Genomic DNA, 22,106 nt, shown 5'->3' on the forward strand with positions numbered 1-22,106 from the left:
CCTCACCACAGCAGGGCACCCCCCGTCGTCGCCGTCCGGACGTTCAGTGGACGGCGCACCCGGCCGAACCGGTGATGTCCCGGCGAGATGTCGGACGGGCGACGCATCCGGCCGGGGCCGTCGTGCCCCGGCCGGACGCGTGTCCCGTGGTTTCCCATCCGCTTCGCCCGCAGCGCGGCCGAGCTCTGCCCGGCGTCGAACAGCACGTCCGCCCAGTAGTTGCTGGCCCTGGCGCTGTTGGTCGGGAACGCGTTCCCCGCGCCGTAGACGTACACGCCGTTGCCGTTCACCGAGACGGTGTCCGGCGCGACGAGCGGGTTGTTCGTGTACGTGGCGGTGAAGTAGTTCAGGGTGCGCGACCAGTGGCCACCCGTCGTGTACGAGGCCACGTAGGTGGTGCCGGCGGTGATGGACACCGGGGTGGTGAAGGACATCTGCTGCCAGCCCGAGGCCGTCTCGTTCGTGAAGGTGCCGCTGGCGAGCAGGGTGCCGGTGTTGCTCCACAGGCTGCCGATGTGGGTGCCGGTGTTGTTGGCGCTCTTGTAGAAGCGCACTCCCCTGATGGTGCCGTTGGTGGTGGACCGAAACTTCACGCCGAGCACCACCGGGTTGGCCTCGTTGACGTCTGGTTCGGCGGGGAGCGTGGAGTTGTCCCACAACGAGGCGGAAGGGGCGAAGACCACGTCGACCCAGTAGTTGGTGGCCTGATAGCTGTTGGACGGGAAGGCGTTGGTGGCGCTGTACACGTACACGCCGTTGCCGTTCGCCGAGACGGTGTCCGGCGCGACGAGCGGGGGGCTGCTGTAGGGGGCGGTGAAGTACTGCAAGTTACGTGACCAGTGGCCTCCCGTGGTGTAGGAGGCCACGTAGGTGGTGCCGGCGGTGATGGACACCGGCGTGGTGAAGTTCAGCTGTTGCCAGCCGGAGGCGGTCTCACCGGCGAAGGTGCCGCTGGCGAGCAGGGTGCCGGTGTTGCTCCACAGGCTGCCGATGTGGGTGCCGGTGTTGCCGGCGCTCTTGTAGAAGCGCACACCCCTGATGGTGCCGGTGGTGGTGGCCTGGAATCTCACGCCGAGCACCACCGGGTCGGTCTCGTTGACGTCCGGCTGGGCCGGGGTCGCGGCGTTGGTCCACAGGCTGCTGTAGGGGGTGAACAGCACGTCGACCCAGTAGTTGTTGGAGGTGTGGGTGCTGGTGGGGAAGGTGCTGACCGGGCCGTAGTTGTACACCCCGTTGCCGCCGTCGAGGCCGTCCGCCAAGGCGGTGAGCGGGGGATTGACCACGCTCTGGGTGAAATAGAAGGTGTTCAGCGCGTACCCGCCGTTCGGCGCGAAGTACGAGGCGATGTAGGTGGTGTTCGGGTTCACCGGGACGGGAACCGAGAAGTCGACCTCCTGCCAGCCGGTCGCGGTCTCGCCGGTGAACGTCGCGGTCGCCAGGAGTTGCCCGGTCGAGGTCCACAGGTTGCCGGTGTGCGTGCCGGTGTTGGACGGGCCCTTGAAGAACCTGATGCCCTTGATCGTTCCGGCGGCGGCGGCCCGGAACTTCACGCCGAGCTCCACCGGCTGCGCGTCGGGGGCCGAGGCGATGGCGGGCTGCGTCGTCGGCGGCCAGATGGTGCACGGACAGCTCTGCACGACGTTCACCGTCACCGTGGCCGGCGTCGGCTGCAGCACGCCGATGTCGTCCACGGCGCGGACCTGGATGGTCACCGGGCCCGGGACGGTGGGAGTCCAGGCGTACTGCCAGGGGCCGAGACCGGTCGCCGCGCCCCAGGTGACGCCGCCGTCCGTAGAGACCTCCACGCCGGCGACCACGCCGCCGCCGGTGTCGGTCGCCGTCCCGCTGATGGTGACCGGGGTACCGGCCTGGAGGTTCGCGTTGGTGAGAGGGGTGGTGATCGTCGTCGTCGGCGGGCCGGTGTCCGTCGAGGGGATCGCCGGCACCAGGTCGGTCTGCAGGCTGGCCGGTTGGATCAGCATGTCGGCGAACAGGTTCACCGTCGCCTGCTGCATCGACTGGTTGGTAGGGGTGCCCGCACGGTCGTGCACGGCGTCAAGTCCCCACGACCACTGGACGGTCCCGGCGCCGAAGGTCATGCCGCCGCCGGAGCCCCGGTAGAGCGCCAAGGCGTGGGTGGCCGTGCCCGCGCCGTACGTGCCGCCGAAGTCGAGCAGATACTGCGTCGTGGTGCTGCGGGTCGTCCGCGAGAAGCGGGCCAGTCCGGCCGGCGCGGTCGCGTCCGCGGGGGCCTCGTCCCACTCGTAGCCGAGGACCCCCTGCGGGAAGGTGACCACCTGCCCCGGCTGCAACTGCGCCACCGCGGTGTTGCGCCACAGCCGCATGGCCGAGAAGTCCGACGGCACGGTCATCGTGTCGCTGAGCACGCCGTTCATCCGGAACAGGGTGCCGGTCACGGCGTTCTCCGGCCGGCCACCGTCGGAGGGTGGGGAGAACCGGGTGTCCCGCCAGGTGCCGGTCCACTGCGGACTCGGATCGATCTTGGCGTTGGCGAGGGTCTCCTTGTAGCAGACCAGGGTGCGGAACGGCGTGCCGCTGCCGTCGATGCTGTTCTCCCAGCGGGTTTTCCAGAACATCTCGTTCCCGGAGAAGAAGGAGAGGTTGATCCCGGCCGTCCGTGCGTTCTCCACATTGGTTCGCATCTCGTTCGACCAGTACTCGTCGTGGCCGCTGGACATGAACAGCTTGTGGTTCTGGATGAGCGCCCCCCGCGAGGCGGTGTCCACGTTCGTGGTGTAGCTCACGTCATAGCCGTTGTTCTCCAGCCACCTGATCATGGGATATTCGGCGTTGAAGAACCAGCTCTCCATGCTCCCCTGGCAGCACGAACAGCAGCGGCTCGTGTTCGGGCGGTTGTAGCTCACCTTGAAGGCACGCCCGGCCGGGTTTCCGGTGTAGAGGCTGTTGCCGCCGTAGGCGTTGTACGCGGTCCAGGTGGCGTCGGAGGTCTGCACGAGGATGTCGGAGTTCCGCGCGTCGTCGCGGACCACGAAGACGATCTGGCTGGCCCCGGCGGTGCCGTCCGTCCGCACCAGCTTGGCGATGTAGACGCCGGAGACGACGTCGGCTGGCACCGCCCAGGAGGCGGAGACCGCCCAGTTCCCGCAGTCGACCAGTCCGGTGGTGGTGTCGCTGAGACAGGCGGGCTGCGTCTGCGGCAAGGCGGCGGACGGGGTGACGGTCGCGATCCTCCGAGCGCCGTTCCCCTGGTAGTAGCCGATACGGTAGATGTCCAGCTCGTAGGACGTCGCCGGGGTGTTCACCTTGAAGGCGACGGTCTGGCCCTTGTTGACGCTGATCTGGGTGGCGTAGCCCTGGATGCCGGCGTCGCCCGCACCCACGATGTCCCACTGGCTGGGTGGGCTGCCGGGTAGCTGGTTCTCCAGGCAGATGACCGAGGAAGGCGGGCAGGCCAGCCGGCCGCCGCGCCGCTTCCTCGGCTTGCCTGCCAGCCGCGCCTGCCGCACGGCCTCCTTCATCCGGGCCGCCGGGGACATCCGCGGTCCCTGCCGCAGCGCGGCGCCGTCCGCCGGCGGCGGGGAGGGCCGTGACGCCGTCGCGACCTTCCCGAGCCCGGCCCGGCCTCCGAGCGGCGCGTTCGCATCGGCGGCGCCGAGCATGCTCAGCATGGCGACCACCCCGAGGCCGACGCCGAGCAGCGTGATCCGCAGCAGCCGCGGCCGGCGCGCGGTGCCCGCGGAATCGGGGTCCGGTCGCGAATCCGTGCGCGGGCCACCGGGAAGACGCAGGAAGATCATGCGTGGGAGTGTCGCGGCATCGCCCCCGCGGACACGGGTGAAAACCCCCGCAGGGTGAATTTCTTGCTTGGTTTTTGGCTGGCCGCGCCAGGCGCGGCGCGGGCCGGGTGATGGTCTTTCCCGGCGGCGTACGGCTTGCGCAAGGATTCGCCAAAAGGCGGGAATCAATGACCGGGTCGGAAGAGGTCGTGGTGTTCATTGTGCCTGTGCATACAAATGGCCTGACCCACATTCCCTTTCATCATCCCTATGTGGCGGAGAATCAGCTCGCCTATGTGACCGACGCCATGCGCCGGGGATGGATCTCCGGCCAGGGGCCGTACAACGACCGGGCCGCGGAACTGCTGGCGAAGGTGACCGGCGCACGCCACGTGCTGCTGTGCACCTCTGGCACCACCGCGCTTGACCTGGCGGCGCTCACCTTCGACCCCGGCCCCGGCGACGAGATCATCATGCCGTCGTTCACCTTCGTCTCGTCGGCGAACGCCTTCGTGCTGCGCGGAGCCGTCCCGGTGTTCGTCGACTGCCGGCCCGACACGCTGAACATCGACGAGGAGCGCATCGAGGCCGCGATCACCGAGCGCACCCGGGCCGTCATGGTGGTGCACTACGCGGGTGTCGCCTGCGAGATGGAGCGGATCGGCAAGATCGCGGAGCGGTACGGGCTCGCCGTGATCGAGGACAACGCGCACGGGCTCGGCGGGTCCTACCGGGGCCGTCCGCTGGGTTCGTTCGGCTCCATGGCCGCGCTGAGCTTCCACGCCACCAAGAACGTGCAGTGCGGGGAAGGCGGCGCGGTGCTGCTCGCCGACGACCGGCTGGCCGAGCGCGCGGAGATCCTGCGCGAGAAGGGCACCAACCGCCGGCAGTTCTTCCGCGGCCAGGTCGACATGTACCGCTGGGTCGACGTGGGCTCCGCCTTCCAGCCGTCGGAGATCGCGGCGGCGCACCTGGCGGCGCAGCTGGAGGCCTTCGACGAGATCCAGGGCCGGCGGCACGCCGTCTGGAACCACTACCACCAGGCCCTCGCCGGATGGGCCAAGGAGCAGGGGGTCGCCCTGCCGGCCGTGCCGGACGGCTGCGCGCACCCGGCGCACCTGTACTACCTGCTGCTCCCGGACCTGGCGAACCGGCAGGCCCTGATCGGCCATCTCAAGGAGCGGGGAGTGCAGGCGGTGTTCCACTACTCGCCGCTGCACTCCTCGCCCGCCGGCCGGCGCTACGGCCGGCCGGCACCCGGCGGCTGTCCGGTCGCCGAGAACGCGGCCGACCGGCTGCTGCGGCTCCCGCTCTACGCCGACCTCGACGAGAGCGCCTGCGCCAGGGTCGTCGACGCCGTCACCGGCTACCGGGTGAGCTGATGGCCTGGCGCCACCTGATGGCCGCGCCTACCGTGCCGGCCGCGGTCGCCGAGGCGTCCGCGCGGGAGTCGGCGCGGTTCGGGTGCTCGATCGAGCGGCTCACCGTGCCGGCGGAGGGCGGACCGGCGTTCCCGCCGGTCCGCGAGGCCGTCCTCGCCTCGGCGGCCGACGTGGTGATCCTGCGCTACCCGGCGGAGCGGGTCGACTGGTTCGCCAAGCTGCTCACGCTCGGCCGCACCGCCGTGCTCGCCGACTCGCTGGTCTACTGGCGGCTGCCGGTGGGGCGGGGCCGTGCCGCGCGGTCGCGGGCCGATCTGCGGTGGTCGCCGCTCGGCGACCCCGCGGTGGCCGAGTCGCTGGTCCTGGACATCTTCGCGGGATACGCGGGCCACTACCTGGCCAACCCGCTGTTCGACCCGGCGGCGGCGACGGCCGGCTACGCGGAGTGGGCCCGTGGGTCGGCCGCCGAGGGTGTCTGCCTGGCCCTGTACCAGACGGGGGAGGGGGAGCCCCGGGCCGTCGGTCTCGCCACCGTCGAGGACGACGGCCCGTGCACCGAGATCCTGCTCGCCGGCATCGTCTCCGCGGCTCAGGGCCGCGGGCTGTACGCCTATCTGCTCGCGGCCGTGGAGGAGCGGGCCCGCGCTCGCGGCGCCGGCGAGATCGTCATCTCCACCCAGGGTCACCACACCCGGGTGCAGCGGGCCTGGTCGCGGTACGGGTTCGAGCCGGTGCGGACCTTCCTCACCGTCCATCTCGTCCGGCCGGGCCTGTTGCCGCAGGCGTGAGGCCTCAGACGGTGACCTGCGAGCCGGTCCGCTCGCGGACCACGTACATCGGCCGTCCCATGCCGTTGGCGTGCACCCGGCCGATGTACTCGCCGAGCACGCCGACGGCGATGAGCTGGGCCGAGGAGAAAATCGTGATCATGGTGGCCAGGCTGGTGAAGCCGACGACCGTGGTGTTGCCGACGGCGAAGCTCCACAGCACCACCCCGCACAGCACCAGGCCGGCCAGACCCACCATGATCCCGAGATAGCTGGCCACCCGGAGCGGGACCGTGCTGTAGCCGAACAGCATGTTCGTCGTGTGCCGCACCAGCATGCGCAGGTCGTAGTTGGACCGTCCGTCGCGCCGCCGGTCCATGTGGACCCGCACCGACCCCACCCGGGTCGTCGCCCAGGACAGCGCGACGTCCACCGAGGCGTGCGGGCCGGACGACGCCGCGAACCCGTGCCGCAGATGCGTGCGGAAGGCCCGGAAGGCGCTGATCATCCGCGCCGTCCGGATGCCCAGCGCGCCGGACATCGCGGTCTTCACCGAGCGGGAGGCCAGGCTGCGCAGCACCCCGTGCTCCTCCTCGTGCGGCACCCCGTACACCAGGTCCAGGCGGTCGCCTTCCAGCGCGGCGAGCAGGAGCGGGATCTGCTCGGGGGGGTGCTGCAGGTCGTCGTCCATCGTGACGATCAGGTCGTGCCGAGCGTCCCTGATCCCGGCGACCAGCGCGTTGTGCTGTCCGTAGTTGCGCGACAGGTGCAAGGCGCGCACGGCGCCGAACCGGCCCGCGAGCTCCACCGCGACGTTCCAGGTGTCGTCCGGGCTTCCGTCGACCACGAGGATCACTTCGTGGTCGACCGAAAGATCGCGCAGGACGGTCGTGAGGCGGGTCACCAGTTCGGGGAGGGTACCCGCGGAGCGGAAACACGGGACGATCACCGACACCGAACCCATTTCAACCGGACCGCGTGGGCCGGCGGCTCCTGTCGGCTCGTCCCCGGGTCGAAAAAGGTTCATTGACCTCAAAGTTCCTCCGCAGTGCGACGTGGTTCGTCGTCGGCCCTCTAGAATCATCTCGATCTGATTGTCTGACCGCGCGGCTCGGGGGATCCGTATGGTCGAAACGGAAACTCCACCAAATTTCGGAGCGGAATCCCGCCGTAGCAGGCGCGACGTCATCCGGGCTTTCGGCGGTCACCTCATCACATATCTGGCGGGTGGCGCGCTCACGGCCGCGGTGTACTACGTCTTCCTTGCCGTCGGATTACTCACTTTTCGCCACCGGGTTCCCTATCTGTACATGGTCGTGGCGAGCAATTTCGTTACCGTGGTGCTCGTATATCCGTGGTACCGGCTCGTGGTGTTCCGCGGCGCCGTGGACTCCTGGCCGGTCGGCTACCTACGGTTCTACGCCGTGGGGCTCACCGGCCTGGTGACCTCCCTCGCCGGCCTGCCCGTGCTGGTCGAGCTGGCGGGCCTTCCGGTCCTGCTCGCCCAGGCGTTCCTCATCGCGGTGAGCGTGCCGGTGAACTACGTGGTCTATCGAATGTGGGCTTTTCGTCGCCGTGCCGTGCGACGGACCGGGGACGTCCCGCACACCGGCGGAAGGATCGACACGCGATGAAGGCACTCGTCCTGGCGGGAGGAAAGGGAACGCGGCTGCGGCCGCTCACCCACACCTCGGCGAAACAACTGGTCCCCGTCGCCAACAAACCGGTGCTCTTCTACGGCCTCGAGGCGCTGCGCGACGCCGGGATCACCACGGTCGGCATCGTCGTCGGCGACACCGCCGCCGAGGTCAGGGCCGCCGTCGGCGACGGCTCGCGCTTCGGCCTGCGGGTGACCTACATCCCTCAACAGGCTCCGCTGGGTCTCGCGCACTGCGTCCTGATCTCCCGGGAGTTCCTCGGCGACGATCCGTTCGTGATGTACCTGGGGGACAATTTCCTGGTCGGCGGGATATCCGGCCTGGTCGACGCCTTCCGCGAAGGCGACTGCGATGCGCGGATCCTGCTGACCAAGGTCGCCGAGCCGCAGTTCTACGGCGTCGCGGAGCTCGGGCCCGGCGGGGAGATCCGCGGCCTGCAGGAGAAGCCGGAGCATCCGCGCAGCGATTACGCCATCGTCGGGGTCTACACGTTCTCCCCGGTCGTCCACGACGCGGTGCGCGCCATCACGCCATCGGTGCGCGGCGAACTGGAGATCACCGACGCGATCCAGTGGCTGATCGACAACGGCTTCCGGGTCGACTCGCACCTGGTCGGCGGCTACTGGAAGGACACCGGCCGGCTGCAGGACATCCTGGAATGCAACCGCATCGTCCTGGAGCAGGTCGAGCGTGACATCGCGGGCACGGTGGACGGCCTCAGCGAGCTGACCGGACGCGTCGTCGTGGCACCGGGTGCGGTGGTGGAGAACTCCGTGCTCCGGGGGCCGATCGTGGTCGGCGCCGACGCCAAGATCATCTCATCCTACGTCGGGCCCTTCACCTCGATCGGCCGCAGGTGTGTCGTGCAGAACGCCGAGATCGAGTACTCCATCGTGCTTGACGGCTCCTGCGTCGACGGGGTCTCGCGCATCGCGCACTCGCTCATCGGCCGCAACGTCGAGGTCAGCCGCGCGGCCGGTGTGTCGAACACCCACGAACTGATGATCGGCGACCACAGCAGGATTCAGGTGAGGTCATGAAGATCCTCGTCACCGGTGGCGCCGGCTTCATCGGCTCCCACTACGTCCGCTCGCTCCTCGCCGGCCGCCATCCCGGTCACGAGGACACCCAGGTCACCGTCCTGGACAGCCTCACCTACGCGGGGAACCTCGCCAACCTGGCCGCGGTGGCCGGCCACCCGCGCCACACGTTCGTGCGCGGCGACATCACCGACACGGACCTGGTGGACGACGTGATGGCCGGGCACGACCTGGTGGTCAACTTCGCGGCCGAGACGCATGTCGACCGCTCCATCACCGGCGCGGCCGGGTTCGTGACGACCAACGTGCTCGGCACGCAGACGCTGCTGCAGGCCGCGCTCCGCGCCGGCGTCCGCACGTTCCTCCAGGTCTCGACGGACGAGGTGTACGGCTCGATCGACGAAGGCCACTGGACCGAGGACGAGCCACTGCTGCCGAACTCGCCGTACTCGGCGGCCAAGGCCGGCGCCGACCTGCTGTGCCGGGCCTACCACCGCACCTACGGCCTCGACGTGCGGGTCACCCGGTGCTGCAACAACTACGGCCCCTTCCAGTACCCCGAGAAGCTGATCCCCCTGTTCGTCACCACCCTGCTCGACGGCGGCGCCGTCCCGCTGTACGGGGACGGGCTGAACGTGCGCGAGTGGCTGCACGTCGACGACCACTGCCGGGGCATCCAGCTCGTGCTGGACAAGGGCTCACCCGGCGAGGTCTACCACATCGGCGGCGGCGTCGAGCTCACCAACCGCGAACTCACCGGACGGCTGCTCGCGGCGGTCGGCGCGGGATGGGACAGGGTGGAGACGGTCCCCGACCGGCCCGGTCACGACCGCCGTTACGCACTCGACGGCCGCAAGGCCCGGGCCATCGGATACCGGCCGCGGGTGGACTTCGACCAGGGGCTGGCCGAGGTCGTGCGCTGGTACCGCGACAACGAGTCCTGGTGGCGTCCGCTCAGGAAGTGACGGTGCCGCTGAGCCTGTGCGCCGGTGCGTCGCGGAGGCGGTAGACCGCGTAGTCGCCGTCCCGCAGGCGCAGCTCGGCGAACCGTCCGAGCGACGCCGAGACCGGGTGGCGCTCATCGGCGAACAGCCAGCGGACGCCGTACCGGTCCCGTAGCTCCTCGACCGCGGCGGCCGTCGGCGCCAGGAACACCTTCTCGTTCAGCCGGAACAGCCGCTGATCCCAGAACGGCCGGTATTCGGGGTGTTCTCCGGGTCGCGCGCGGTCCATGTTGGTCGGGGTGAACCCCCACGCCTCCACCAGGACCCGGCGCTCGGTCAGCGCCGACACCCAGAAATGGTGGCTGGCACAGGGGCTCTCGGCCCCCCAGCGGCAGTGCGCGTTCGTGGCGACCAGGTCGCCGGGTGCGGAGTGCGCGCGCAACCACCGTCCGGCGTCCAGCAGGCCGCGCGGCACCTGGTCGGGCCGCGGGTGGTACTCGGTGTGGACGCCGTTGGTGGAGCCGCGGGCCAGGAGGGTGAGCCGGGCCTGCCACGCCGACGGAGCGCCGGCCCCCGCCACCGCGGCGATCAGCAGGGCCCAGGCCCGGGCCCGCCCCCGCGTGACCAGGACGAGCGCGGCCACCAGGGCCACCAGGACGGCGAGGACGGCGAACGGCAGGAACAGGACCCCGTCCGTCCGGCCGGGGGACAGGGGTACCTGGACGGCGCAGACCGCGCGGATCAGGTAGGCGACGAGCACGCCTGCGGCGGCCGCCTCGGCCATCGCCGCGAACCGCACCCGTCCCGCTCTTGCGATCGTCAGGAGTCCGTAGGCGGTGAGCGTCGCCAGGTACGGGTAGGCGGCCTGGAGGAAGTAGCCCTGGTTCGGCGGGCCGACGCTGCCGAACAGGAACAGCACGCCGGCCCCGGCGGCCGCCATGGTCAGCATGAGCAGCACAGGCACGCGCGTCAGCAGCCGCGGCCTGGCGATCAGCCCGAGGACGCCGCACCAGGTCACCACCCAGCACAGCAGGTACACCAGGGTGATGCCGAGCAGTGACCCCGGAGGAGGCGAGGCCTGCGAGCCGAGGCCCGTCAGTTCTCCCCAGGTGAGGCGGAACAGCGACAGCGGAGCGACGGACACTCCCTGCCGCGCGCCACCGAACAGGACGAACTGCGCGAAGGCCATGCAGCTTAGGCCGAGCCCCAGCACGGCCAGGGTGCGCCACGGCATGCAGCGGCGCCGGACGAACTCCACAGTCGCGACCACGGCGAGCCCGGCGACGAGCAACGGCACATAGGTCGCCTTGGCCCCCATCACCGCCACCACGAAGAGCACCAGGAGCACCCACCGTCCGGCTCCGTGCGCACGGTCCTCCAGCAGGTCCATGAGCAGCACCACGACGGGGACGAACAGCAGCCCGCCGAACGTCTGGGTGGGGTGCATCCAGGGGTCGTGCACGACGCCGGTCCAGGAGAACAGCCCGTTGGCGTTGAGGTAGAGACTCGGCATCGCCACGAGCAGCGTCCCCGCGACGGCCAGCGCCCCGGCCGGCCGGGAGCCGGTGACGCGGCTCGCGAGCATCCCGACGAGCACGATGAACGCGGCCAGCATCGGCAGCACGGTGAGGCGGAACAGCAGGACGAGCGGCTCGATCCCGGTGATCCAGCTCGACGCGGCGAAATGCGCGAACACGAACCAGTGGTAGAACAGCCCCTCACCGGCCACCCACGGCGTCGACGGCGGCACGTGATGCCGCAGTTCGGCGATCAGGGCCAGGTTGAACGGCATGTCCAGGTGGGCCGTCCCGGTCGCCGGCCAGGCGAGCGCGTTGGCCCGGAAGAACGTCGCCGAGCCCCACGCGACCACATAGGTCACCATCAGCGCGAGGAACCACGGCCACCAGGCCGGGACCGGCGGCCGTCCGGCACTTCTCCTCCAGTGCGCGCGCAGCCGGGGAACCGCCAGGAACGCGGCATACGTCGCGGCGGGCCAGAGCAGGACGAGCAGCGGCCGTCCGGCGGCCCGTGCGCCGATGTAGGCGAACACCTCGATGACGTACCCCAGCGCCAGGCCGAACGCGGCCTCCTCCACCACGGTCCGCACACCGCCGTACAGCGCACGGAGCAGCAGCACGCCGGGGACGGCGAGGCAGACGACCAGGTAGACGGCGAACACGACCAGTTGCGCGACCGGAACACCGAACCGGTGCAGTACCCCCGCCACCAGGAGGACCACCGCGATTCCGGCCGGCCATCCCGACCTCCAGAACCACCGTCCCCGGCGGCCGGTGCCGTCCCGGTCGGCGACGGCGGAGGTCCCTGCGAGATCGGACGCGTTCTGCCGCGGCGGCGTGGAGTCGTCCAGGCGTGAGGTTGTGGACATGCGCGTAGTCTGACCAGCCGAAACGCCGGAGCAGGGCCGGACGCCCCGGCGCGGGGATGTCGTTGCCGGTTCTTACCCGGCCGAAGACCACGCCGCCGCCCCGGCAACCCGCGCGGGCTCGGCCGCGGTGGAGGTCAGAGACGGCCACCCGGCAGATGCGCCGGCGTTTCGGTTCAGGGACGAATTTCGTGGACGGCCGCTGTCGCGTAATGCGCGGAAAAGCGGGTTGATCGGTGCGGCACGCATCGTTACCGCCGTCGTCGGAGGTGGCATATCGGCTCGCGTGTAATCGCCATCCTTTAGGACAGTCCGCTTCCCGGTCTGGCTGACGATGTCAACCGCTCTCGTAGCCGAGCCGGCGCGGGGCATGCTCATGATCGCCGCCTGCGTCAGCTTGCTCGCCGCCGTACTCGGGATGGTCAGCATTTGGCGCGGCCGCCGTAGCATCGTCGAGATCTGATTCCGGCCGTCCATTTCCCCTCCTGAGTTCACTGTACGGAGGTCGAACGGCAGTGTCAGCACCTACTCGGCCGACGATGTCGATCGTGTCGACGCCAACTACACGCCAGGCGCGGTGGACGTGGAGATGAGCATCCGAATCGGCAGGAAGACGCATCGCACCGGCTCCGGTACTGCCAAGGAAGCAGAGCCGTTGCTCGCGGTACTCGATAAGGCCAGAGCCACCGTCACTACTTTTCATCAAGCGATCCCTGACTAGCCCACGCGCAGTACGGCGGGGGTCGTGCCTCTCTGATTGTGCGGTCCGCCTGCGTCCGGTCACCGGCGCGCGGGTCGTCGTCCGACTCTTCCGGGCTCAGCCGTGGGGGTCAGTAGAGGCATTCACACCACAGTCATGACTTGTCGCGATTTATACATCTTCCTGGTGTTCAAGAAAATAGCGAACTTCCTTTCCTTGTCGCCCGTACTGGATGAAATCTTGTGATAAGTCGGTTTTCGGACGACGACAGCCAGATCACATTCACTGATTCCGCGAACCTGCTTCCCGGCGGCGTGGAGGAGGTGGACAATAGCTCTCCAAGGATCGGATGATCAAGTATTTTAGGACAGTCATTGTCAGTAGAAACAGCCGAAAATGCGAAAAAAGGATGGCGCAAACTCCTTGCTCCGTCGGGGGTGTTGCTGGCTACGGTGTTGACGGCAATCATCTCGTGGATCGTGACCTATCTTGCGACTGGCATTGAGAGGTCGTCGACAGATGCCGACCCGGTAAGGGTGTCGGTAGAAACCGACCCGATGCGAATCGGCGCCTTCTCGGATTCCGCACAAAGCTTGATCATTCCCTCGGTCAGGAAACTGAACGACTCTCCGGGAGAGGGATGTGCCAAATTCCATGAATGGGGCTTGGCCAAGAACGCGATCGATGCTGATGCCTCGCGGATACAGATCGCTGTGCAGGGGCGAGCTGCTGGAGAGACCCTCATCTCGAACATAAGAGTGATCGTCCTTAAGCGATCCGCGCCTGTGAACGGCCTCACAGCGCTGTGCCCGACGGCAGGGCCTGTCGAGTATCGATTCCTCACCATCGATTTGGATCAGCCCGATCCGAGCGTTAAATATGCCGGTAAGAAGCCTTTTGGCTTCAAAGTGGCAAGTGGAGAGGTCGAAACGTTTATCGTAACGGCTACGGCTGCTAAGGGTCATTATCTGTGGTGCTTAGAGATTGATCTGGTGGCCGGGGACAAAAAATCGACTGTCCGGGTAGATGACGACGGAAAGCCTTTCGCAACCACGCCTGGTACCAAGAGGACGTGGACATGGAACTACAAGAACGCCTGGATGTCGCCGAACGGAAAGTGGAAGTTCGTCGGCGGCAAGCACTCGCTGAGCGAGGCCGCCTCATGAGGAACAGGAAACGAAAAGGTTCACTCGGGGCTCTGATAGCACTCCTAGGAATAACAGCACTGATCAGTTCAGGTTCTGTCGTATGGTTGCGTCTCCATCAAGATAATAGAGGTGGCCTGGCGGTCGTCACGGCACGACCCATACCGGCCTCCCGGTCGCGGTCCGTCAAGATAGGACATCCGGCGAAACTCTTTTCCTCGGTCCACGGCGAGAAGGTCACGGTGGTCCGTCCGACCCCCGGCGGCGAGTTGGCGATCGGCACGTATTCCGGGAAAGTCTATCTTGCGAGCATGTCTGAAGCGCGAATGCGAAGATTCAGGCAGGTGGCAGGGCTGTCCCTCCCGGTGCGCGACATAGCGATTTCAAGCGACGGCAAGTCGATCGCTGCCCTTTTCAATGACTGGACCACCGCTCAAGTGGCCGTGTATCGACCGGGACATGCTGTAACCGTGATACAGGTCCTTGATCCCTCCGAAGCAGATGTTATAGGTCTAGATGAGGGGGCCGGAAAGGTGGCTGTAGGAGCCTTCGACGTCACAGTTTATGACGTGGTCACTTCGCGGGTGTTGTGGACGCTGACGTTCCCGCCCTTGGAGGGCGGTTCCTCGGCGGCGTCGAGCATTGCTTTCAAATCAAACGGTGACATAGTCATGCTCGCCAGCGAAGGTGTTCAAGTAGCGCGTCCGGGGAGAACTGGGATCACGATGGGCCTCTGTGGATGTGATTCACTCGAAGAGGTACTGGACCCGTCGACAGATCACGCTATATTCAAATCAAGGTCGGGTCACCTGATAGTGATCGATGTGAACACAGGGGAGACAGTCGCCGACAAAACACTTTCCGCCGACCATGAGGACTACTTCTATATTTCAGTGGATCGGGTCGGGCGGCGCGTTCTCGCGGCCGCGTCTTCAGGTCGATTTGTTTTGTGGGATGTCAACAGGAATACTGTGATCGAACGTGGATCGTTTCCAAAAGGATTCTTTCTGGTGGACTTCATCGATGACCACCACTTGCTCCTGGAGAGGGGTGCGGAAAGTTCCGTCGGCTATTGGGTGAGCAGCATGTAGTCGATCACTGATCGCAGGCCAAGCCTATGGATCCTCCTGCTGGGCTATGGTGTCACGCCGTTTCGCGTCAGACGTCGACCGCATGATCGCCCTGGCCGATAAGGCGTATGTCGGCGCAGGTGAGCGTGTCCTGGTGCCGTGCAAGGGGCGGGGCAAGCCGGAAGCCATCCTCGCCCCTTCGAGCTACGCGAAGCAGGATGAATACGCTCGGTGACGAGGTGCTTGTGCTGCTGCGGAGGGTCTACGAGGAATCCGCCGATCGATGAACCAACCGTCCAGTGGTCCAGTCTTATTTGGGCTCAGCGTCCTACGCGGCCACGGCCCCGCCGCACCATTCCCGGGGACAGGAACCTGGCCACCGTCGCGATGGCCTTGTACCGGGGGTCCGGGATGCTCACCAGCGCACCCCGTGCGAAGTCGCGCATGGCGGTCGCGACCACGCGGTCGGCGTCGAGCCAGAGCCAGGACGGAATGCCGGAGATGTCGATGGACGCGCGCTGGTGGAACTCCGTGCGGACGAATCCGGGGCACAGGGCCATCACGCGGACCCGGGGTTCGGGGATGCTCAGCGCCATGGACTGGCTGTAGTTCACCACCCAGGCCTTGGACGCGCTGTAGGTGCCGCCGGGGAAGAACGCCGCCACGGACGCCACGTTGATCACCCCACCCCTGCCGCGGGCTCGGATGGACGGCAGTGCCGCCATGGTGAGGCGCAGCACGGCCTCGCAGTGCAGCCGCAGCATCCGCACCTCGTCGGCCACCGGCACGTCCAGCGCTTCGTATCGGCTCTCGTGTCCGAACCCGGCATTGTTCACCAGCAGGTCCACCCCGGCGTGCAGGCGCTCCTCGACCGCCGCGAGGCCGTCCTCCGTGGTGAGATCGGCCGCCAGCACCTCCGGCTCGACGCCGTACCGCCTCCGCAACCCGGCGGCGGACTCCTTCAGCCGCGCGGCGTCCCTGGCCACGAGGACCGGCGTGAGGCCGTCGGCGGCGAGCTTACGAGCGAACGCGGCCCCGATACCCGCGGTGGCTCCGGTGATCAGTGCGGTAGGCATGCGGGCAGACTAGCGGCCCGCATGCCTCTTCCCGCACCACCACGACGCGGCACGTCGGACTCAGCCGGACAAGGGCCTTGATCGGACAGCGTTCAGGAACGCCGACCACTCGGAGCGGGGAACGACCACCGCGAGGCCGACAGGGTTCTTGCTGTCTCGGACGGCGAAGATGCCAGGCAGATTCGATGCGACTTCGACACAGTTGTCGTCAGCGCTCTGGCTGCTCTTGCGCCACCGCGCGCCATGAAGGTCATGCACCATGAGCGTTCACCGCTTCCTGGATCAGCCGGATCGAATGTCTGAACGGTAAGGCCTCGGCTCTGATCGAGTCATGCCGAAGCATCAGCCGAGCGATTTCGGTGTTGTCCGCTGTGGTACGTCCGTGGGGTTGGCCCTCAGTGAAGGCGACATAGGGGGACCCGTTCCGCTCGGCGATGATGAAGCCTCCTGCGAGACCGCAGTGGAGCCCGGTCTCATAGGGAACGACTTGGAGCGTTACTGTCGGCTGCTGGGCTACTTCCAGCAGGTGACTCAGTTGCTCCTGCATCATTTCCGGCTCCCCGGCCTTCCGGTGGAGGACGGCCTCGTCCATGACGAAGTTCAACGTAGGCGGACTGTCCCGGCGCAGGATCGATTGCCGCTGCATGCGAGCTACGAGTCGTTGCTCGATCTGCTCCGCGGTGATGTTCGGCGTCTTCGAGATCATCTCGCGCGCGTAGGCCTCGGTCTGGAGAAGGCCGGGGACGATGACGGGTTCCCAGCTCCGCAGTCCGGTGGCGTCCTGTTCCTCCGCGAGCCACAGCCTGAAGTGCTCGGGGGCCTTGTGCCACGTGGTCGCGTGATAGAGCCGCGTCATCGTGCCGTCCAGGCTCATGGCCACGTCGCAGAGACGGGCGAACGCCTCGGTAGGAGGACGTCTGAGGGATTCCACCATGGCGACCAAGGAACCTGAATAGCCGATGCGGTGACCCAGTCCGTGCTGAGTCAGGCCGGCGATGCTCCGATGTCGCTTGAGCTAGTAGGCGAAGAGCGCGCGCGGAGACTCGCGGGGGTCGAGCTCGCTGGGGGACAAATGGCCGCCTTTCCTTTCGTTATCGGACTATTGCTGACATTACCTTTATCCTCACGTCGATTGTGGTAAAGGCGTGAGAGGTAAACGCTTTCGATGATAGCGAAGTACGGCCAATCTGGTGAGGTGAACTGAGCGCTCAAGGAGGGAGGGTGTCCCTTAATGTGCACAGGTAACCTATTAGGGGTAATCGAGCTTTCTGGTTCGCCTGAAGCGGTCAGAACCGCGCGTGAGTTCGTGAGGTGCCGGCTGGGAGAAGAGCACCCGGCGGTGGACGATGTGACGCTGCTGGTGTCGGAGTTGGTGACTAACTCGGTGGTGCACTCCAGGTCACGGGACGGTGGACGGGTCACGGTGGCCATGGCGGACTGTCACGACATGATCCACGTGGATGTCGTCGATGACGGAGGCGAGGCTTTTGGGCCGGTATCCGATGACATGCTCGCGGAAAACGGGAGAGGGCTCTTTCTCGTACAGCAGTTGTCCAGGGAATGGGGAACTCACGAGGATTCAGCGGGCCGCGTCGTGTGGTTTCAGGTGGCGTACAAAGCCTGAATCGCAATGAATGAGAAGGCCGTCCTACCCCGCAGGCAGGAATGCGTCCCCTCGACGCGGTCGTCCACGACCCCGAGGAGACAGGTCGTCGTCGCCGTCGGACGCTCGGTGAGCTGACGGCCGCCTGGGGGCCGGTGTCACATGGTGACGATCTGCCATTCCTGGTTGGTGCCGCCGTTGGCGGGCCACTGGATGATGCGCGCGCCGTCGGCGGTGGAGCCGCCTTCGACGTCCGCGCACAGGGTGTTGCCGGCGTTGACGAGGCGGGAGTAGCCGGTGGTCGCGGCGACCAGGCGCCACCGCTGGTTCGTGGCGTTGGTGTCGGTGGACTGGACGAGTGCGGTGCCCTGGTTGGTGTTCGGTCTGGTGAGGACCTTGCCGCTGTTGACGCTGGACAGGCGGAACGTGCCGTCGGAGTTCTGGAGCATCCGCCACTGCTGGTTCGTGCCGCCGGTCCAGGGCCACTGGACGGCGGCGGCGCCTTCGGCGGTGGAGCCGCCGTAGACGTCCAGGACCTTGCCGCTTCTGCGGTTGACCAGGCGGACGATGCCGGTGGACGGGGTGCCGGCGTTCAGCTCTACGGTGATCTGGGTCGTCGTGCCGGCGGTGAGGGACAGCTGCCGTGCGTGGCCGCCGAGCGGCGAGGTGGTGACGGCCGCGCCGGTGGTGATGGAGGCGATGCCGCGGCGGCAGATGAGCGTCACGGTCTGGGTGAGGTCGGAGATCACGGTGGCGGTGACGGTGCGGGCCGCGAGGTCCCAGGTGAGCGCATCGATCCGGATGCGGTTACGGCCGCGCACGCCGGTGATGGTGCCCTTGGCGAGCTGGTCGGGGAGCGCGGGAAGCAGTTCCAGGACGCCGGGCCTGGTGTAGATCAGGGCCTCGGCGAGGATCGCGGGGAGCGAGTTGGCGGCGTCGGCGTTGTAGATGGACAGGTTCGGGTTGTGCGAGGTCATCAGCGACCGGTAGACCATGTTGTTGCCGAGGATCTTGCGCAGGTTGCCGTACACGCCGGCGCCGTCCTTGAGCCGGGCCCGGGCCAGAGCGCGGTGGATGGCGCCGTGCGCCTCGCCTGACTCGTCTCCTCGCAGGTCCAGAGCACGGCTCGCGTAGCGGACCAGGTCCGGTTTGTCCTCGGGGTTGATCTCGTGCAGCGGCCAGACCGGGTACATGTGCTGGACGTGGCGGTGGTTGTACCGGTCGGTCAGGCTGGGCCACGACCATTCCGCGAGCGCGCCGTCGCCGTTGATCCGGTAGTCCGGCATCTTGGCCAGCAAGGCGGTCCAGCGCTGCACGCCTTGGCCTGAGCCCTGCTCGGTGCCGAGGAAGTTCGCGGCCTCTATCGCGGCCTGCAGCGCGTGTTTGCCTGCGGCGATCTCGCCGGACGCGTTGATGGACAGGTGCCTGCCGGTGTTGCCGGGGCTGTTCTCCATGGAGAAGCAGGGCACGAAGACGACCTTGCCGCTCGCGTCGGTGCGTGTGAGGAAGTCCTCGTAGAACAGCGCGAGTTCGATGAGGACCGGGGCGAGCTTGGTGCGGTAGAACGTGGTGTCGCCGGTGACCTGGTAGTACTCCAGCAGCGGATAGAGCAGCCAGTCGGCGCCGCCGACCCAGGTGTGGCCGGGGAACCCGCCGTCGAAGTGCAGCATCTTGCCGTACTCGCCGTCGGTGCGGGACGGAGCGAGCAGGCCGCGCGTGCCGTAGAGATTCCTCGCGTTGGTGCGCCAGTCGTTGAGCTGGCCGAGGATCAGGGTGAAGTAGCCGTCCATGGCCTCGGTGAGGGACAGGATGTTGCCCCCGGCGACCTGGAAGTTGACGTTGGCGTCGGTGGTGAAGTCGCCGGCCCACGCCGCGTCCCAGGCACCCGTCCACAGGCCGGTCAGGCGCGGCGGCAGGACGCCGCTGGAACTGAGGAAGAGGTAGCGGCCGGAGTCGTACATGCGCTCCAGCAACGCGAGGTCGATGACGTTGCGGTTGGCGTTCTGCCGTGCGATCAGTTCGCTGGTCGGCAACTGACGGTCGGCGGCGCCGACGCTCAGGTCGAGGCGGGAACGGTCGTACAGCGCGGTGTGCAGGGGGGTGTGCCGGGTGAGCGATGCCGCGTAGTCCGTGCCGAGCGCGGCGAGCGCCGTGTGCAGCGGTCGCGCGTCCCACGCGGTGGACGACTCGTAGCGGTCGAGCTTGGTCAGCAGCAGGACTTTGGCCGCCGCCGACACGACGATCGACGACCCGCTCACCCGTACCGAACCGCCGGACACGACCACCCGGGTGACGCCTTCGTAGCCGAACGCACCCTGTCCGGACGGGTACCGGCCCCGCAGGTTCAGGTATCCGTCACCGTTGCTCACCGTGGCCAAGGTGGTGAAGCCGACGGACCCCGGCACGCCGCTGAGCGCGGTGTTGACGCTCAGCGTGGCGTCGATCGTCCGGCCCGGCGCGGGGGTCAGCTCGTGGACGATCACCCGGTCGGCCCGGGACACGAAGGCGCGGCGCGTCCACGTACCGGAACCGTCGGTCCACGTCGAGGTGACCTCACCGGTCCTGAAGTCGGTGATCCTGGCGTAGTCGCCGACCCCCGTCATCCCCGGGGTGCCGATCTGCAGCTCGTAGCCCGGATGGAAGGTCTGGGTCCAGCGCAGCGACCAGCCGGAGGTGAAGTCCCCGGTGGCACCGTTGAAGTCACCGGCGAGCGCCTTGTCCCTGACCCCCGCGAGCCGGCCCGACAGCACCGGGGGAGTCACGTCGCGGGTGCCGTTCGGCAGGACGAACCGGTGATGGGTGAAGATCACCTTCTCCAGGGTGGGTGCGCCGTAGAGCATGGCCCCGTACTCGCCGTTGCCGGTCAGGAAGGCGTCGGTCCAGTTCCCGGCCGCCGTCGTGTCGTGGATGCCGCGTTGCGGCAGTGTGAACTGCGGCGGCACCGCGGCGTCCGCCGGACCGGCGAAGATCGTGGCGGGTAACGCGGCGGCGCCTGCGGTGGCCAAGGTGCCGGCGATGAAGTGTCGACGATTGATCGGCGTGTTCATCGAGACTCCTGATGGCGAGGGAGGTGCCGGTCGATGGTCGCCTGCGCGAGAAGGCATCCGATGTTCGCCGAAACATATGATGTGTGATGTCTACCGTCAAGGGAGCGGACCGCGAGGTCGCGAGCTCCGGCTCCGGGTTCCGGATCTGTCGGTAAACCCGCTGGCTGGTCGTGAAATTTTCATCAGCCGAGTGGCGATTCCCCCTGCGGTCATCGGGACGTGCGCGCCTCGCGGGGTCACGGCCGCCGTACGCCGTGGCGCGCGCTGTGGCAGCCGAGTCATCCCACCTATGGTCGTCATGGTGGAGGTGCTGCCGTCCCCCCTCAGTGGGGACCCGTTCCATCGTCCGGCGGCGCCGGCCGGTGAACGCCGGCGAGCCCGGTCCTTGTCCGGACCGGGCTCGAACCGCGTATGGCCGGTGAGTCTCCTACAGCCCCCGCTCGGACATCCCGTGCACGGCCGGGACGGTGCCGAGGAGGCCCTTCTGGAAGTCCTCGAAGGCCTGCTGGAGTTCTGCCTTGGTGTTCATGACGAACGGGCCGTAGTGGGCCATCGGCTCGCGGATGGGCTGTCCGCCGAGGAGGACGACCTCCAGGGACGGGGAGTTGGAGTCCTGCTTCTCGTCGGCGCGGACGGTGAGGGAGGAACCCGCGCCGAAGACGGCGGTCTGGCCGAGGTGGACGGGGCGGCGTTCGGCGCCGGCGGTGCCGTGGCCGGACAGGACGTAGGCGAGGCCGTTGAAGTCCTCGCGCCAGGGGAGGGTGACCTCGGCGCCGGGGGCCAGGGTGGCGTGGATCATGGTGATGGGGGTGTGGGTGATGCCGGGGCCCTCGTGGCCGTCGAGTTCGCCGGCGATGACGCGCAGCAGCGCGCCGCCGTCGGAGGAGGTGAGCAGCTGCACCTGGCCGCCGCGGATGTCCTGGTAGCGCGGGGCCATCATCTTGTCCTTGGCGGGGAGGTTCACCCACAGCTGGAGGCCGTGGAAGAGGCCGCCGGACATGACGAGGGACTCCGGCGGGGCCTCGATGTGGAGCAGGCCGGACCCGGCGGTCATCCACTGGGTGTCGCCGTTGGTGATGGTGCCGCCGCCGCCGTTGGAGTCCTGGTGGTCGAAGATGCCGTCGATGATGTAGGTGACGGTCTCGAAGCCGCGGTGCGGGTGCCAGGGGGTGCCCTTCGGCTCGCCGGGCTGGTAGTCCACCTCACCCATCTGGTCCATCATGATGAACGGGTCCAGGTGGCGGTAGTGGATCCCCGCGAAGGCGCGGCGCACGGGGAAGCCCTCGCCTTCGAAGCCGGTCGGCGCGGTCCTGACGCCGAGCACGGGACGGGACACGGCGTCGGCGGGTGCGGCGACGCGCGGCAGGGTCAGGGTGTTCTCGACGGTGACGGCAGGCATGGTTCGGCTCTCCTTGGAGGGAAGGTTCGCGGGTCGGCTGGTGTCAGGTGGCGGGGTGTTCTGGCGACTGGGGCGGTTTCGGCGGAGTAAGGGTGTCGGTGGCGGTGGCCGGTATGCGAACCTCCTGGTAGGCG

At 67.8% G+C, this 22,106-nt stretch carries 17 protein-coding genes; 9 read left to right on the forward strand and 8 right to left on the reverse strand.

The features are described 5' to 3' along the window. Positions 1-2 precede the first annotated feature (2 nt). Positions 3-3,779, reverse strand: coding sequence for a DUF4082 domain-containing protein (locus BJ992_RS11980; RefSeq protein ID WP_184980432.1), 3,777 nt, complete (start codon positions 3,777-3,779; stop codon positions 3-5). A 167-nt stretch (positions 3,780-3,946) separates the two neighbouring features. Here BJ992_RS11980 and rffA point away from each other — a divergent pair, with 167 nt between their 5' ends. Both rffA and BJ992_RS11990 read left to right on the forward strand, forming a co-directional pair. Further along, entirely contained in the window at positions 3,947-5,140 is a 1,194-nt protein-coding gene (rffA, locus tag BJ992_RS11985; protein ID WP_184980434.1) for a dTDP-4-amino-4,6-dideoxygalactose transaminase, read from the forward strand. Further along, positions 5,140-5,928 (forward strand): GNAT family N-acetyltransferase, encoded by a 789-nt coding sequence (locus BJ992_RS11990; protein ID WP_221474778.1) that lies wholly within the window; start codon positions 5,140-5,142, stop codon positions 5,926-5,928. The genes rffA and BJ992_RS11990 overlap by 1 nt, the downstream gene beginning before the upstream one ends. 4 nt (positions 5,929-5,932) lie before the next feature. Here the strand turns inward: BJ992_RS11990 and BJ992_RS11995 are convergent, their stop codons facing one another. Then, positions 5,933-6,871, reverse strand: coding sequence for a glycosyltransferase family 2 protein (locus BJ992_RS11995; protein WP_184980436.1), 939 nt, complete (start codon positions 6,869-6,871; stop codon positions 5,933-5,935). 160 nt (positions 6,872-7,031) lie between these two features. Between BJ992_RS11995 and BJ992_RS12000 the strand changes: the two genes are divergently transcribed. Genes BJ992_RS12000 through rfbB form a run of 3 tightly spaced genes read left to right on the forward strand, consistent with a single transcriptional unit; the run spans position 7,032 to position 9,570 of the window. Next, positions 7,032-7,541, forward strand: coding sequence for a GtrA family protein (locus BJ992_RS12000; protein ID WP_184980438.1), 510 nt, complete (start codon positions 7,032-7,034; stop codon positions 7,539-7,541). Next, positions 7,538-8,605, forward strand: coding sequence for a glucose-1-phosphate thymidylyltransferase (locus BJ992_RS12005; RefSeq protein ID WP_184980440.1), 1,068 nt, complete (start codon positions 7,538-7,540; stop codon positions 8,603-8,605). Before BJ992_RS12000 ends, BJ992_RS12005 begins: the two co-directional genes overlap by 4 nt. Continuing rightward, the gene (gene rfbB / locus BJ992_RS12010) at positions 8,602-9,570 is read left to right on the forward strand and encodes a dTDP-glucose 4,6-dehydratase (RefSeq protein WP_184980442.1); all 969 of its coding nucleotides are present in this window, start codon (positions 8,602-8,604) and stop codon (positions 9,568-9,570) included. Before BJ992_RS12005 ends, rfbB begins: the two co-directional genes overlap by 4 nt. Here rfbB and BJ992_RS12015 read toward each other — a convergent pair. Next, entirely contained in the window at positions 9,560-11,935 is a 2,376-nt protein-coding gene (locus BJ992_RS12015) for a hypothetical protein (RefSeq protein WP_184980444.1), read from the reverse strand. The two genes, rfbB and BJ992_RS12015, sit on opposite strands and share 11 nt — an antisense overlap. Positions 11,936-12,266: 331 nt before the next feature. On the opposite strand from BJ992_RS12015, the gene BJ992_RS33720 reads away from it, so the two are divergent. The 3 genes from BJ992_RS33720 to BJ992_RS12025 all read left to right on the forward strand — a co-directional run bounded on the left by BJ992_RS33720 (position 12,267) and on the right by BJ992_RS12025 (position 14,868). Continuing rightward, on the forward strand, positions 12,267-12,395 hold the full coding sequence (locus tag BJ992_RS33720) for a hypothetical protein (protein WP_281390342.1): 129 nt from the start codon (positions 12,267-12,269) through the stop codon (positions 12,393-12,395). A 611-nt stretch (positions 12,396-13,006) separates the two neighbouring features. Continuing rightward, on the forward strand, positions 13,007-13,798 hold the full coding sequence (locus tag BJ992_RS12020) for a hypothetical protein (protein WP_184980446.1): 792 nt from the start codon (positions 13,007-13,009) through the stop codon (positions 13,796-13,798). Next, positions 13,711-14,868 carry a WD40 repeat domain-containing protein gene (locus BJ992_RS12025; RefSeq protein WP_184980448.1) on the forward strand — a complete coding sequence of 386 codons (1,158 nt, stop codon included), beginning with the start codon at positions 13,711-13,713 and terminating at the stop codon, positions 14,866-14,868. The genes BJ992_RS12020 and BJ992_RS12025 overlap by 88 nt, the downstream gene beginning before the upstream one ends. 299 nt (positions 14,869-15,167) lie before the next feature. On the opposite strand, the gene BJ992_RS12030 is transcribed toward BJ992_RS12025, so the two are convergent. Genes BJ992_RS12030 through BJ992_RS12040 form a run of 3 tightly spaced genes read right to left on the reverse strand, consistent with a single transcriptional unit; the run spans position 15,168 to position 16,857 of the window. Continuing rightward, entirely contained in the window at positions 15,168-15,923 is a 756-nt protein-coding gene (locus BJ992_RS12030; RefSeq protein ID WP_184980450.1) for an SDR family NAD(P)-dependent oxidoreductase, read from the reverse strand. A 60-nt stretch (positions 15,924-15,983) separates the two neighbouring features. Then, entirely contained in the window at positions 15,984-16,184 is a 201-nt protein-coding gene (locus tag BJ992_RS12035; protein ID WP_184980452.1) for a DUF397 domain-containing protein, read from the reverse strand. Next, on the reverse strand, positions 16,174-16,857 hold the full coding sequence (locus tag BJ992_RS12040) for a DUF5753 domain-containing protein (protein WP_246497193.1): 684 nt from the start codon (positions 16,855-16,857) through the stop codon (positions 16,174-16,176). Before BJ992_RS12040 ends, BJ992_RS12035 begins: the two co-directional genes overlap by 11 nt. Positions 16,858-17,154: 297 nt before the next feature. Here BJ992_RS12040 and BJ992_RS12045 point away from each other — a divergent pair, with 297 nt between their 5' ends. Then, entirely contained in the window at positions 17,155-17,547 is a 393-nt protein-coding gene (locus BJ992_RS12045) for an ATP-binding protein (protein ID WP_184980456.1), read from the forward strand. 137 nt (positions 17,548-17,684) lie between these two features. Here the strand turns inward: BJ992_RS12045 and BJ992_RS12050 are convergent, their stop codons facing one another. Both BJ992_RS12050 and BJ992_RS12055 read right to left on the reverse strand, forming a co-directional pair. After that, positions 17,685-20,573, reverse strand: a complete 2,889-nt coding sequence (locus BJ992_RS12050; protein ID WP_184980457.1) for a glycosyl hydrolase family 95 catalytic domain-containing protein — start codon at positions 20,571-20,573, stop codon at positions 17,685-17,687. Between the two features lie 427 nt (positions 20,574-21,000). After that, positions 21,001-21,972, reverse strand: a complete 972-nt coding sequence (locus tag BJ992_RS12055) for a pirin family protein (protein WP_184980459.1) — start codon at positions 21,970-21,972, stop codon at positions 21,001-21,003. Between the last annotated feature and the right edge of the window lie 134 nt (positions 21,973-22,106).

Source organism: Sphaerisporangium rubeum (genome assembly GCF_014207705.1).
Lineage (GTDB): Bacteria > Actinomycetota > Actinomycetes > Streptosporangiales > Streptosporangiaceae > Sphaerisporangium > Sphaerisporangium rubeum.